The sequence below is a fragment of the Streptomyces fragilis genome, from assembly GCF_003112515.1.
Classification (GTDB): Bacteria; Actinomycetota; Actinomycetes; order Streptomycetales; family Streptomycetaceae; genus Streptomyces; species Streptomyces fragilis.
This window is the reverse complement of the sequence record NZ_BEVZ01000002.1, coordinates 1,421,557-1,436,534: the sequence shown is the minus strand read 5'-3', so window position 1 is coordinate 1,436,534 and position 14,978 is coordinate 1,421,557. Positions and strand designations below refer to the sequence as shown.

Sequence of the window (14,978 nt, the reverse complement as noted above, 5' to 3'; positions counted from 1 at the left end):
GGCGGCGGGACACGAGGTTCGTGTCCCGCCGCCCCCGTCGTGTCACGGCGTGGCCGCGGCCTCCTCGAGGAACCGGGCGACCGCGGCCGGCGTCGGGTGGTCGAACAACAGGACGGGCGGCAGCAGCAGTCCCGTCACCTCGCACAGCCGGTTGCGCACCTCCAGCGCCGTGAAGGACGACAGACCGATGTCGAGGAACTTCTCCTCCGGCCCGATCCGCTCCGGAGCGTCGTGGCCGAGCACGTCGGCAGTGTGCGCGAGGACGAGGTCCAGCATCGGCTCCTGCGGCCGCTCACCGGCCGGCGGCGCACCCTCCCCCACCCCGTCCGCCGCCGAAGCCCCATCCGCGGCGCCTCCGGCGGTGACCGTGACACCGTCCGCGGCGGTGGCCGTGACGCCGTCGGCGGGGGTGGCTGTGACGCCGTCGGCGGGAGCAGCCGTGTTGCCGTCGGCGGGAGCGGCCGGGGCGTCCTTCGCGATCGGGGCCGCGGCGGGCGCACGGTGGGGCCCCGCCGGGCCGTCCGCGTGGGCGGTGCCGAGCACCTCCGCCGGCCACCAGAAGCGCCGGTGCTCGAACGGGTACGTCGGCAGGTCCGCCCCGGGCCGGGGCGGACCGCCGAACCAGTGCTCCCAGTCGACGCGGCCGCCGGCGGCGTGCAGCCGGGACAGCGCGGCGGCGAGCGCGGCCTCCTCGGACCGGTCCCGCACCATCGCGGGGACGACGAGCGGTGCGGCGCCGGGCGGCAGGCAGGGCTCGACGAGCGCCGAGAGCACCGCGTCGGGCCCCACCTCGACGAAGGCGGTCACGCCGGCGTCGTGCAGCGCGGCGACGGCCGCGGCGAACCGCACGGGTGAGCGCACCTGTCGTCCCCAGTGACCGGGGTCGCGCAACTCCTCGCCGGTGAGCGGCCGCCCGGTCAGGTCGGAGATCACCGGGACGGCCGGGTCGCCCACCCGCAGGGTGGCGGCCACCGCGCGCAGCGGTTCCACGGCGGCGTCCATGTGGGCCGAGTGGAAGGCGTGGGAGACCCGCAGCCGGCGGGTGCGGCGCCCCCGTTCGGCGAACACCCGCGCGATCTCCTCGACCGCCTCGGCGTCCCCCGAGACCACGGTCGCCCTCGGGCCGTTGACCGCGGCGACGTCGGCCGTGCCGGGGTACCCGGCCAGCACCTCGCGCACCTCCTCCTCGGACGCCTCGCACGCCGCCATCGCACCGTGCCGCGGACCCGCGCCCATCAGCCGGCCGCGGGCGGCGACCAGGGCGCAGGCGTCCTCGGGGGACAGCGCGCCCGAGGCGGCGACGGCGGTGATCCCGCCGAGGGAGTGACCGGCGAGGAAGTCGGGTTCCGGCAGCAGCCGCCGCAGCAGCCGGTACAGCGCCAGCTCCAGGGTGAACAAGGCGGGCTGGGCGTACTCGGTGCGCTCCAGCAGCGTAGCCGCGGGATCGTCCGGGCCGGCCAGGAGCAGCGGCAGGAGCGGGCGGTCCAGGTGCGGGGCGAAGGCCTCGCACAGCTCGTCCACCGCCTGCCGGAACACCGGCCGTGTCGCGTACAGTTCGCGCCCCATGCCGGGCCGCCCGCTGCCCTGCCCGGTGAACAGGTGGGCCGTGGCGAGCCGTTCGGCCGCGGTTCCGGACACGGCCCTGGGGTCGGGGCGGCCTTCCGCGAGCGCCCGCAGCGCCGCGAGCCGCTCCCGCGCCGTGCCCGGCAGGACGACCGCGCGGTGCCGCAGGGAGGCCCGCCCCAGCGCCAGTGTCCGGCCCACGTCGCCGGCGTCGGCCTGCGGCGTCCGGGTCAGGTGTGCGGCGAGCCGTTCCGCCTGGGCGCGCAGGGCGCCCTCGGTCCGCGCGGACAGCACCCAGGGAGCGAGCGGCTCCCCCGCCGGTTCCTCCTGCCCGCCGGACGGGGTGTCCCGCGCCGGCGGCTCGTCGGTCGGGGCCTGTTCGAGGATGACGTGGGCGTTGGTCCCGCTGATGCCGAACGACGACACCCCGGCCCGGCGCGGGCGGCCCCGGTCGGGCCAGGGGATCGTCGCGGTGAGCGGCTCGACCGCGCCGGCGGACCAGTCGACGTGCTCGGTGGGCTCGTCGATGTGGAGGCTGCGGGGCATCACCCGGTGCTGGATCGCCAGCACGGCCTTGATCACGCCGGCGACGCCCGCCGCGGCCTGGGTGTGCCCGATGTTGGACTTGAGGGAGCCCACGTACAGCGGCCGGCCCTCCGGCCGGCCCTGCCCGTAGGCCGCGATGAGCGCCCGCGCCTCGATGGGGTCGCCGAGCCGGGTGCCGGTGCCGTGCGCCTCGACCAGGTCGATCTGCTGCGGCGCCAGCCGGGCGTCGGCCAGCGCCTGGGCGACGACCCGTTCCTGGGTGGGGCCGTTCGGCGCGGTGAGCCCGTTGCTCGCGCCGTCCTGGTTGACCGCGGAGCCGCGCAGCACGGCGAGGACGCGGTGACCGCGCCGGCGCGCGTCGGACAGCCGCTCCAGCAGGACCGTGCCCACGCCCTCGGCGAAGCCCGTGCCGTCGGCGGCCGCGGAGAACGCCTTGCACCGGGCGTCCGGCGAGAGGCCCCGCTGGCGGCTGAACTCCACCAGCAGGAGCGGCGTCGCCATCACCGTGACGCCGCCCGCGAGCGCCAGGTCGCACTCTCCGCGGCGCAGCGCCTGGGCCGCCAGGTGCATCGCCACCAGCGACGACGAGCACGCCGTGTCGAGGGTGACGGCGGGCCCCTCCAGCCCCAGGTGGTAGGCGATCCGCCCGGAGGCGACGCTGGTCGCGTTGCCGGTCATCAGGTGCCCCTCGTACCCGGCGGGCACCCGGCCGGCGGGCGGCACGTAGGCCTGGGAGACCACGCCCGCGTACACGCCTGTGCGGGTGCCGCGCAGCGTGTCCGGCGCGATGCCGGCGCGTTCGAAGGTCTCCCAGGCCACTTCCAGCAGCAGTCGCTGCTGGGGGTCGGTGGCGACGGCCTCGCGCGGGCCCATGCCGAAGAACGCGGCGTCGAACCCGGCGGCGTCGTGCAGGAAGCCGCCTTCGCGGGTGTAGGCGGTCCCGGCCCGGTCGGGGTCGGGGTCGTAGAGCGCCTCGGTGTCCCAGCCGCGGTCCTCGGGGAGCCCGGACACGGCGTCCCGCTCCTTCGACACGAGGTCCCACAGGTCCTCGGGCGAGCGGACGCCGCCGGGGAAGCGGCAGGCCATGGCCACGATGGCGACCGGTTCGTGTTCCTTCTCCTCCAGTTCCCTCACCCGGCGGCGGGCCTGCTTGAGATCGGCCGTCGCCCGCCGCAGGTAGTCCCGCAGCTTCTCCTCGTTGCCGGTGGCGGTGTCGCTGTCGCTCATCGCAGTAGCACTCTCTTCTCGGTCGTCCACGGCCGCGCGCCCGCGGGTCACGGGGCGCGCGGCCGTCGGCGTCAGCTGGCGTCGAACTCCTCGTCGAGCGCGCGGAACAGCTCCTCGTCGTCGGCGTCGGAGAGGTCCTGGTCGTCGGCTGCTCCGGCGGTGCCGGCGGGCGGGGTGTCCTGCCGCCCGGCCTCCTCGTCCCAGAGCCACAGGGCCGCCCGCAGCCGCTCCCGGAGACGCGGGAAGTCGGGCCCCCCGACGGTGACGGAGGCGAGCAGCCGGTCCAGGTCGGCCACCGGGTCCTCCGGTGCGAGCAGGCCGACGAGGTGCCCGGCGAGCGCCGCGGGCGTCGGGTGCTCGAAGACCAGCGTGGTGGGCAGCCTCAGCCCGGTGGCCGCGCCGATCCGGTTGCGCAGTTCCACGGAGGTCAGGGAGTCGAAGCCGATCTCCTTGAACGCCCGGTCGGCCTCGATGCCGTCCGCCGTGGTGTGGCCGAGGGTCGCCGAGACCTGCTCGCGCACCAGGGCGAGCACCGCCCGCTCCCGCTCCGGGCCGCGCAGGGCCGACAGCCGTTCGGCGAGACCGGCCGACGAGGCGGGGGCGGCCTGGGCCGCCCGCCGCACCACGGGCGTGCGGACCAGCGACCGCAGGACGGCCGGCACTCCGCCGGCGACGGCGCCCGACCGCAGTGCCGCCCCGTCCAGCGGCGCGGGCACGAGCAGCGGGCGGCCGTCCTCCAGCGCGGCGTCGAACAGGGCCATGCCGTCCTCGACCGTCATCGGGACGAGCCCGCCGCGGGCGATCCTGGCCCGGTCGGCCTCCGCCAGGTGTCCGGTCATCCCGCTCGCCGCCTCCCACATGCCCCAGGCCAGCGACTGCGCGGGCAGGCCCCGGCGGCGCCGGTGCTCGGCCAGCGCGTCCAGGAACACGTTGGCGGCCGCGTAGTTGGCCTGTCCCGCCCCGCCGAGGAGGCCGGAGGCCGAGGAGAAGAGGACGAACCACGACAGGTCCGCCTCCCGCGTCAGCTCGTGGAGGTTCCAGGCCGCGTCGACCTTGGGCCTCAGCACGGCGGCGACCTTCTCCGCGGTCAGCGAGGACAGGACGCCGTCGTCGAGGACGCCCGCGGCGTGCACGACGCCGGTCAGCGGCCGGTCGGGATCCACCGAGGCCAGCAGCCGGGCCAGCGCGTCCCGGTCGGCGGCGTCGCATGCCTCGATCCGCACCCCGGCGCCCGCCTCGGTGAGTTCGGCGGCGAGTTCGGCGGCGCCGGGCGCCTCGGGCCCGCGCCGACCGGTGAGCAGCAGGCTGCGCACCCCGTGCTCGCGCACCAGGTGCCGGGCGAGCGCCGCGCCCAGGGTGCCGGTGCCCCCGGTGACGAGCACCGTCCCGGCGTCCTCCGGGGCGCCGACCGCGGGCGGGACGGTCAGGACGACCTTGCCCACCTGCCGCGCCTGGGAGAAGTACCGGAAGGCGGCGGGCGCCCGGCGGACGTCCCAGCTCGCCACCGGCAGCGGCGTCAGCTCGCCCCGCTCGAAGAGGGCGAGCACGGCGGCCAGCGAGGCGCCGACCTTCGCCGGGTCCATGTCGAGGAGCTCGAACGGCTGGTAGGCGACGCCCGGCCGGACGGCGTCGACGGCGTCCTGGTCGCGCAGATCGGCGATGCCCATCTCCACGAAGCGTCCGCCGCCCGACAGCAGGCGCAGCGACGCGTCGACGAACTCGCCGGTCAGGGAGTTGAGCACGACGTCGACACCGCGGCCGTCGGTGGCGGCGCGCACCCGGTCCTCGAAGTCCGTCGTGCGGGAGGACGCCAGGTGGGCGTCGTCCAGCCCGAGCGCGCGCAGCGCGCCCCACTTGGCGGGGCTCGCGGTGCCGAACACCTCGGCGCCCAGGTGCCGGGCGATCTGCAGCGCCGCGAGGCCCACGCCGCCGGCCGCCGAGTGGATCAGCACCCGTTCGCCGGGGCGGAGCCGGGCGAGTTCGACGAGGCCGTGGTGGGCGGTGGTGAACACGGCCGGCACCGCCGCCGCCGTCGCGTAGGACCAGCCGTCCGGGATGCGCGCGAGCAGCCGCCGGTCCGCCACGGCCACCGGGCCGGCCGCCCCCTGCACCAGGCCGAACACCCGGTCGCCGACGGCCAGTCCCTCGACGCCGGGACCGGTCTCCAGCACGGTCCCGGCCGCCTCGGTGCCCAGCGGCTCCTCCCCCGGCACCATGCCCAGGACGCGCAGGACGTCACGGAAGTTGAGCCCGGCCGCCCGCACCGCGACGCGCACCTGCCCCGCGGCAAGGGGTTCGCGGGCCGCGGGCTGCGGTACGGCCCGCAGGTCGTCCGGGGATCCCCCGGGCGTCTCCAGCCGCCAGGTGGCGCCGTCCCCGGGCAGCGCGACGCTCTCCCCGGTCCCGGCGGACACCAGCCGCGGCACCAGGACGCGCCCGTCGCGCAGGGCGAGTTGGGGTTCGCCCGTGGCGACGGCGGCGGCCAGGACCTGCCGGGAGGCGGGCGTGTCGTCGGTGTCGACGACGGCGACGCGTCCCGGGTGCTCCGTGGCGGCGGACCTGACCAGGCCCCACAGCGGCGCGGCCGTCAGGTCCACGGGGTCGCCCGGGGCGGCGGCGACGGCCCTGCGGGTGACGACCACGACGGGCCGCTCCGCCCCGTCCGCCTCACCGTCCGCGTCCTGCCCGGCGAGCGCCTCCCGCAACCGGGTGAGCAGCGCGTTCACCGAGCCGGCGACGGCCTCCGGTACGGCTCCCCCCTGCGTGACGGGGGCGTCCAGCACCTCGAACGCCGTCCCGGCCGCCTCCTCGCCGGACCCGGGGAGGGGCAGTTCGCTCCAGTCCAGCTCGTACAGCGACCGGCCGGCCCCGGGCGCGCGTCCCGCGGACGGCAGGTGCTCCGGGGCGGCGGGCCGCAGCACCAGCGACTCGGCGACGGCGACGACGGCGCCGGCCGGGTCGGCCACGGACAGCCGCACGGAGTCGGTTCCGTCGGGCCCGGGGGCCACCGCGACCCGCAGGGCCGTCGCCCCGGCGGCCGCCAGGCCCACTCCGCTCCAGCTGAACGGCAGCCGCACGCCCTCGCCGAGGAAGTCGCCCAGGGCCATGGTGTGCAGCGCCGAGTCGAGCAGCGCGGGATGGAGCGCGAACCGGGCGGCCTCGTCGTGGTACCGGCCGTCGAGCGCCACCTCCGCGTACACCGTGTCGCCGGACCGCCAGGCGGCGGTGAGGTTCCGGAAGGCGGGCCCGTACGCGTAGCCCAGCTCCGCCAGCCGGTCGTAGAGGTCGCTCACCTCCAGCGGCTCGGCGTCGGCGGGCGGCCAGGAGACGGCCCACCCGGCGGACGGCACCGGCCGGGCCACCGGGTCCACCGTGCCCGTCGCGTGTCGCGTCCACGCCGTGTCCTGGCCTTCCTCGTCGGGCCGGGAGTGCACGGCGACCCGGCGTCCGCCGTCCGCGTCGGCGGCCTCGACCGTCACCTGCACCCGCACCGCGCCCTGCTCGGGCAGCAACAGCGGTGCTTCCAGAGTGAGTTCGTCGACGCGGTTGCCGCCGGCCGCCTGCGCCGCCTGCACGGCGAATTCCAGCAGCGCGGTGCCCGGCAGCAGCACGGCGTCGCCGACGGCGTGGTCGGCGAGCCAGCCGAGCGACCGCGTGGACAGCCGGCCGCTGAGCACGACGGTGTCCGTCTCCGCGAGCGCGGTCACCGTCGACAGGACGGGGTGCTCCGTCGCGTCCAGTCCGAGGTGTCCCGCGTCGGTGTGCGCGGCGGGGCCCTCCAGCCAGTAACGGTCGTGCTGGAAGGGGTAGGTGGGGAGGTCGGTCGGGGGCTCGGTGGCGGGGGTGGGGACGTGCCAGTCGGTGGGGTGACCGTGGGTGTGCAGGTGGGCCAGGGACTGGTGGAAGCGGGTGAGCGAGCCGTGGTGGCGGCGCAGCGTCCCGGTGACCACCGCGGTGGCGTCGTCGGTGGCGTCGGTGAGGGGGGTGAGCAGGACGGGGTGGGGGCTGGACTCGACGTACGTGGTGTGGCCGTCGGCCGCCAGCGCCTCGAGCGCGGGGTGCAGCAGGACGGGGTTGGCCAGGTTCTCGAACCAGTACTCGGGCGTCAGCTCCGTCGTGTCGATCCGGCCGCCGGTGAGCGTGGAGTAGAACGCGAGGCCGGCCTCCCGGGGGGTGATGCCGTCGAGGACGTCGAGCAGGGTGTCCCTGAGCGGGCGGACGTGCGGGGTGTGGGAGGCGTAGTCGACGGGGATGGTGCGCGCCTGGACGTTCTGCTCCTCGAGTGCGGCCACCAGGCGGGCGAGTTCGTCGGCGTTTCCGGCGACGACCGTGGTGCCCGGCCCGTTGTGGGCGGCGATGTGGAGGTCGTCGTAGGCGGCGAGCAGGGCGGCGGTACGGTCGGCCGGCAGCGGCACCGACGCCATGCCGCCGGTTCCGGCGAGCCGCAGCAGGGCCTTGGAGCGCAGCGCCACCACCTTCGCGGCGTCCTCCAGACTCAGCGCCCCGGCCACGTAGGCGGCGGCGATCTCGCCCTGCGAGTGGCCGACGACCGCGTCCGGACGCACACCGTGGTGCCGCCACAGCTCGGCCAGAGCGGTCATCACCGCGAACAGCGCGGGCTGCACCACGTCCACCCGGTCGGCGGGAGGAGCGCCGGGCACCCCGGTCAGCACGTCGAGAAGGTTCCATCCCGTGTACGGCTCCAGGGCCCGTGCCGTGGCCGCGACGTGCTCGGCGAACACCGGTGAGGCTTCCAGGAGTTGGGCCGCCATGCCGTCCCACTGCGAGCCCTGGCCCGGGAAGACGAACACCGTCCTGCCGAGCGGACGGACAGTGCCCTGCACGAGGCCGGAGTGCGCCGTCCCGGCGGCCAGCGCCGCCAGCGCCTCCTTGAGGCCGTCGTCGTCCCCGGTCGCGACGACGGCGCGGTGGTCCAGGTGCGCCCTGCCGTCCGCGAGGACCTTCGCCACCGCGTCCAGGTCCGCGTCCGAATGCGCCTCCAGGTACTCCAGCAGTCCACCGGCCCGCTCCCGCAGCGCCTGCCCGGTGTGCCCGGACAGCAGCCAGGGCACGACCGCACCGCCGGACGGCGCACCGGCCGCCCTCTCGTCCCCGGCGGGCTCCAGCTCGGGCGCCTCCTCCAGGACCACGTGCGCGTTCGTGCCGCTCATCCCGAAGCCCGAGACACCGGCCCGGCGCGGACGGCCGTCGGGGGCCCACTCGCGCGGCTCGGTGAGCAGTTCCACGGCCCCGGCCGACCAGTCGACGTGCGGGGTCGGCTCGTCGACGTGCAGGGTCCGCGGCAGCAGTCCGTGCCGCATCGCCTGCACCATCTTGATCACACCGCCGACACCGGCCGCGGCCTGGGTGTGACCGATGTTCGACTTCAGCGATCCCAGCCACAGCGGCCGCTCCGCCGGCCGGTCCTGGCCGTAGGCGGCGATCACCGCCTGCGCCTCGATCGGATCGCCGAGCGTGGTCCCCGTCCCGTGCGCCTCCATGGCGTCCACGTCGGCGGGGGTGAGCCCGGCGTCCGCGAGCGCCTGCCCGATCACGCGTTGCTGGGACGGTCCGTTGGGGGCGGTGAGGCCGTTGCTGGCGCCGTCCTGGTTGGTCGCGGTGCCGCGGACCAGGGCGAGCACCGGATGGCCGTTGCGGCGGGCGTCGGAGAGGCGCTCCACGAGCAGCAGCCCCACGCCCTCACCGAACGAGGTGCCGTCGGCGGCCGCGGCGAACGCCTTGCAGCGGCCGTCGCGGGCGAGTCCGCGCTGCCGGCTGAAGCCGATGAAGATGTCCGGGTGGGACAGCACGGTCGCTCCGCCGGCGAGCGCGAGGTCGCACTCGCCGAGGCGCAGCGACTGCACGGCGAGGTGCAGGGCGACCAGCGAGGACGAGCAGGCGGTGTCCACGGTCACCGCCGGTCCCTCCAGGCCCAGCGTGTAGGCGATCCGGCCGGAGGCGATGCTGCCCGCGCTGCCGAAGCCGAGGTAGCCCTCCATGTCGGCGGGCAGCTTCACCCGTGAGCCGTAGTCGGTGTAGACGACGCCGGCGAAGACGCCGGTGCGGGAGCCGTGCAGGGAGGTCGGGTCGATGCCCGCCCCTTCGAACGCCTCCCAGGCGGTCTCGAGCAGCAGCCGCTGCTGGGGGTCCATGCTGGTGGCCTCGCGGGGGCTGATCCCGAAGAAGCCGGGGTCGAACCGGTCGGCGTCCCGCAGGAAGCCGCCTTCGCGGGCGTAGGAGGTGCCGGTGTGCTCGGGGTCGGGGTGGAACAGCCGGTCCAGGTCCCAGCCACGGTCGTCGGGGAACGGCGAGATGACGTCGCTCTCGGAGACGACCACCTGCCACAGGTCTTCCGGCGAGGTGATCCCGCCGGGGTAGCGGCAGGCCATCGCGACGATCGCGATCGGCTCGCCGTCGTACGTCGCGCCGGAGCGCCCCGGGTTCGCGGGTCCGGCGGCGGTCCCGACCAGTTCGGCCAGCAGGTGGGCGGCCAGCGCCTCGGGTGACGGGTGGTCGAACAGGAGGGTGCTGGGCAGCTTGAGGCCGGTCGCCGCGTTGAGCCGGTTGCGCAGTTCGACGGCGGTGAGCGAGTCGAAGCCCAGGTCCTTGAACGCCCGCGCGGTGTCGATGCCGTCACGCGCCGAGTGCCCGAGCACTCCCGCGACCTGGTCGCGGATCAGGTCCAGCACCAGGCGTCGCCGGTCGGCCTCGGGCAGCCCGGTGAGGGTGGACGCGAGCGTGCCGGGCGTGGAGCCGGTGCCGGCGGTGGCCGCCCTGACCGTGCGCACCACGGAACGCAGCACCGGCGGCAGCAGTCCCGCCGCGGCGCGTTCCTCGGACGCGGTCCGGTCCAGGCGTGCGGCGAGGAGCACGCCGTGCCGCTGGGAGCGCAGGGCGAGGCCGAGGAGCTCCCCCACCCTCCGGGCGGGGAAGGGCGCCAGCCCGGACGGCTGCTGTGCCGGTCCGTCCTCGCGGGGTCCCCAGGCGAGGGACACCGCCGGCAGGCCGAGGGCCCTGCGGTGCTGGGCGAGGGCGTCCTGGTACGCGCCGAGGGCGGCCCGTGCCGCCTGCCCGGTGCCGCCGAGGGCGGCCGAGGGGTCGGGGGCGAGCAGGGTGAAGGTGGTCAGGGCGCCGCCCAGGGTCAGTTCGTGCAGGTTCCAGGCGGCGTCCGTGCCGGTGCGCAGGGCGTCCGCGAAGTCCTCCGGCGGCGTGGACAGCACGACCGCCTCGGGCGCGCGTTCCGCCACGTGCACCACCGCGGTCGGCTGCCGGCCGGCGGGCAGCAGGGCCAGCGCGGCGGCCAGGGCGTCGCGGTCCGCGGCCGTGCCCTCCGCGACCAGCACCTCGGCGTCCGCGCCGGCCAGCGACCGCGCCACCTCCTCGCCGCCGCCGATGAGCAGCAGCCGGCGGGCGCCGTGGACGGTGACGAAGTACTCGGCGGCCGCGGCGGCGAGGTCGCCGCCCCCGGAGACGACCACGGTGCCCGAGGGGTCGGGTGCCGGCGCCTCCCGCGCGTACTCCTGCGGTGCGGAGCGGGCCAGCCGGGGCACCAGGGGTTCCCCGCCCCGCACCGCGACCTGCTCCTGCCCCGCCGCCGACGCGGCGGCCAGGGCGAGCAGCGAGGCGGGATCGCCGTCCACGTCGACCAGGGTGATCCGGCCCGGATGCTCCGACTGCGCGCTGCGCACCAGCCCCCATCCGGCCGCCGGGGCGAGGTCCTGGACGTCGTCGAGGTGGGTGGCGACCGCGTGCCGGGTCACCACGAGGATCCTGCTGTCGGCTGCCGCCTCGTCGGCCAGCAGTGCGCGCAGCGAGCCGAACAGCGCCTCGGTGTCCTGCTCGGCGAGCACGACGAGTGCGGGCGCCCGGTCGTCGCCGATCGCGTACGGCACCCGGCGTGCGGCGTCGAACGCTCCGGCCGGGTCCACCGCGTCACCGAGCACCGCCCAGTCGGCCGGGTCCTGCGCGGTGTCGGCGGCGGGCGCCTGGGTCAGGGGGAGCCAGTCGAGGCCGTACAGCCAGTCGTGCCGCTCGGCGGCGGAGCGGGGCAGGGCGACCGGGGCGACGGACCGGACGCTCGCCACCGGGGCGCCCGCCACGTCGGCCAGCGTCAGGGTGCGGCTGCCGTCGTCGGAGGTCCGGACGCGGACGCGGAGCGCGGCGGCGCCCGCGGCGTGCAGGGTGACGCCCCGCCACGTCCCGGGGACGGAGGTTCCGTCCTCTGCGTCCTCGAACAGCGGGCGCAGGGCGGCGTCCAGCAGGACCGGGTGGACGCCGAACGCGGCGGCTTCGCCGGCGAGTTCGTCGGGCAGAGCCACCTCGGCGTAGAGGTCGTCGCCCAGTCGCCAGAAGGAGGCCGGGGCGGCCGCCTCCGCGTCGTCGCGGGGCGGCTCGGCCACGGCGCCCGCCGGGGGCCAGGCCGTGAGGTCCTCCGGCTCGTCCGCGGGTGCCTCGGCGAGGACGCCCGACGCCAGCCGGGTCCACGAACGGTGCAGCGTCTCGTCGTCCCGCGCGTCCTCGTACGGCCGTGCGGCCAGCACGAACTCCCGGCGTCCGTCGCCCGCGGCCGGCGCGCCGGCCGACAGCTGCAGATCGACTCCGCCGCCCGGCGGGACGGTGACCGGCGTCCCCACCGACACCTCCTCCACGACGGGTAGACCGAGCAACCGCCCCGCCTGGAGCGCGAGTTCGAGGGCGACGGTGCCGTTGAGCGTCCGGTCGCCGAGCCAGCCGTGGGCCCGGGCCGACGTCCGCCCGGTGAGCAGCAGGGCGTCCCCGTCCGCCAGGGTCGTCGCCGACGGGAGGAGCGGGTGCCGGGTCGCCTGCAGGCCGAGGCTCTCCGGCTCCCCGCCGGCCGCCCCGTCCTCCAGCCAGTAGCGCCGGCGTTGGAACGGGTAGGCGGGGAGGTCCCTCGGCGGTGCCCCGGCCGGGTCCGGGATGTGCCAGTCGGTGGGGTGGCCGTGGGTGTGCAGCTGGGCAAGGGAGGTGTGGAAGCGGGTGAGGGAGCCGTCGTCGCGGCGCAGGGTGCCGGTGACGACGGCGGGGGCGTCCGGGGAGAGGGCGTCGGTGGTGTCCGTCAGCGGGGTGGTGAGGACGGGGTGAGGGCTGGACTCGACGAAGACGGTGTGGCCGTCGGCGGTGAGCGCCTCGAGTGCGGGGTGGAGCAGGACGGGGTTGGCCAGGTTCTCGAACCAGTACTCGGGCGTCAGTTCCGTGGTGTCGATCCGGCCGCCGGTGCGCGTGGAGTAGAAGGCGACGGCGCCCGCCCGGGGGCTGATGCCGCTCAGCAGCTTCAGGAGCGTGTCCTCGAGCGGGCGGACGTGCGGGGTGTGGGAGGCGTAGTCGACGGGGATGGTGCGCGCCTGGACGCCCTCTTCGGTGAGTGTGGTGACCAGGCGGGCGAGTTCGTCGGCGTTTCCGGCGACGACCGTGGTGCCCGGCCCGTTGTGGGCGGCGATGTGGAGGTCGTCGTAGGCGGCGAGCAGGGCGGCGGTGCGGTCGGCCGGCAGCGGCACCGACGCCATGCCGCCGGTTCCGGCGAGCCGCAGCAGGGCCTTGGAGCGCAGCGCCACCACCTTCGCGGCGTCCTCCAGGGTCAACGCCCCGGCCACGTAGGCGGCGGCGATCTCGCCCTGCGAGTGGCCGACCACCGCGTCCGGACGCACACCGTGGTGCCGCCACAGCTCGGCCAGAGCCGTCATGACGGCGAACAGCGCGGGCTGCACCACGTCCACCCGGTCGGCGGGAGGAGCGCCGGGCACCCCGGTCAGCACGTCGAGGAGGTTCCAGCCCGTGTACGGCTCCAGGGCCCGTGCCGTGGCCGCGACGTGCTCGGCGAACACCGGTGAGGTCTCGAGAAGTTGGGCCGCCATGCCGTCCCACTGCGAGCCCTGGCCCGGGAAGACGAACACCGTCCTGCCGAGCGGACGGACAGTGCCCTGCACGAGACCCGGGTGGGTGGCCGCCTCGGCCAGGGCCAGCAGGGCCTCCCGCAGTCCGTCACTGCCGTCGGCGGTGATCACCGCGCGGTGGTCCAAGTGCGCCCTGCCGTCCGCGAGGACCTTCGCCACCGCGTCCGGGTCCGTTTCGGGACGCGCCTCCAGGTACTCCAGCAGTCCACCGGCCCGCTCCCGCAGCGCCTGCCCGGTGTGCCCGGACAGCAGCCAGGGCACGGCCGCGCCGCCGGACGGCGCACCGGCCGCCCTCTCGTCCCCGGCGGGCTCGGGCTCGGCCGCCTCCTCCAGGATGACGTGCGCGTTCGTGCCGCTGATCCCGAAGGAGGAGACGGCGGCCCGGCGCGGCCGGTCCTCCGTCCGCCAGGGCACGTTCTCGGTGAGCAGGCGCACCGCGCCGGCCGACCAGTCGACGTGCGGGGTCGGCTCGTCGACGTGCAGGGTCCGCGGCAGCAGACCGTGCCGCATCGCCTGCACCATCTTGATGATGCCGCCCACGCCGGCCGCGGCCTGGGTGTGACCGATGTTCGACTTCAGCGATCCCAGCCACAGCGGCCGCTCCGCCGGCCGGTCCTGGCCGTAGGCGGCGATGAGCGCCTGCGCCTCGATGGGATCGCCCAGCCTGGTGCCGGTCCCGTGCGCCTCGACCGCGTCGACGTCGGCCGGGGTGAAGCCCGCGTCGGCCAGTGCCTGGCGGATCACCCGTTGCTGGGAGGGGCCGTTGGGGGCGGAGAGCTGGCCGCTGGTGCCGTCCTGGTTGACGGCGGAGCCGCGTACCACCGCGAGCACGGGGTGGCCGTGGCGGCGGGCGTCGGAGAGGCGCTCCACCAGCAGCAGTCCGACGCCCTCGCCCCACCCGGTGCCGTCGGCGGTGGCGGCGAAGGCCTTGCACCGGCCGTCCGGGGACAGGCCGCGCTGGCGGCTGAACTCCACGAAGAGGCCGGGGGTGGCGATGACGGTGGCTCCGCCGGCGAGGGCGAGGTCGCACTCGCCCTGCCGCAGCGACCGCACGGCGAGGTGCAGGGCGACCAGCGAGGACGAGCAGGCGGTGTCCACGGTCACCGCCGGCCCTTCGAGGCCGAAGGTGTAGGAGAGCCGCCCCGAGGCGACCGATCCGGCGCTGCCCGTCCCGATGTAGCCCTCGAGGCCTTCCGGGGCCTTGCGGATGCGGCCGCCGTAGTCGCCGTACATGACGCCCGCGAAGACGCCGGTGCGGGAGCCGCGCAGGGAGGCCGGGGCGATGCCCGCCGCCTCGAACGTCTCCCACGCCGTCTCCAGCAGCAGCCGCTGCTGCGGGTCGACGGCGAGCGCCTCGCGGGGGCTGATGCCGAAGAAGCCCGGGTCGAAACGGTCCGCGTCGTGCAGGAAGCCGCCCTCCCTGGCGTACGTCCTGCCGGTGCGGCCGGGGTCCGGGTCGTACAGGCCGGCCGTGTCCCAGCCGCGGTTCTCGGGGAAGGGCGAGACGGCGTCCGTACCGGACTCGGCGATCCGCCACAGGTCCTCCGGCGTGCGGACGCCTCCCGGGTAACGGCACGCCATGCCGACGACGGCTATCGGCTCGTGGCGCTCGGCCTCGACCCGGGACAGCCGCTCCTTGGTCTGCAGAAGGTCGTTCGTCACGCGCTTGAGGTAGTCGCGAAGCCTGTCCTCGTTCGACATACGACGTCAGCTCTCCTTCTCACACTGGGG

Annotated in this window: 1 protein-coding gene and 1 pseudogene; both read right to left on the bottom strand. The window is 76.3% G+C overall.

Features of this window, described 5'->3' with window-relative positions:
* Window positions 1-42: 42 nt before the first annotated feature.
* Window positions 43-3,273 (bottom strand): annotated as a pseudogene (locus tag Sfr03f_RS07985) (type I polyketide synthase); the annotation flags it as partial.
* 134 nt (window positions 3,274-3,407) lie between these two features.
* The gene (locus tag Sfr03f_RS30925; RefSeq protein WP_435841905.1) at window positions 3,408-14,909 is read right to left on the bottom strand and encodes an SDR family NAD(P)-dependent oxidoreductase; all 11,502 of its coding nucleotides are present in this window, start codon (window positions 14,907-14,909) and stop codon (window positions 3,408-3,410) included.
* Window positions 14,910-14,978 lie beyond the last annotated feature (69 nt).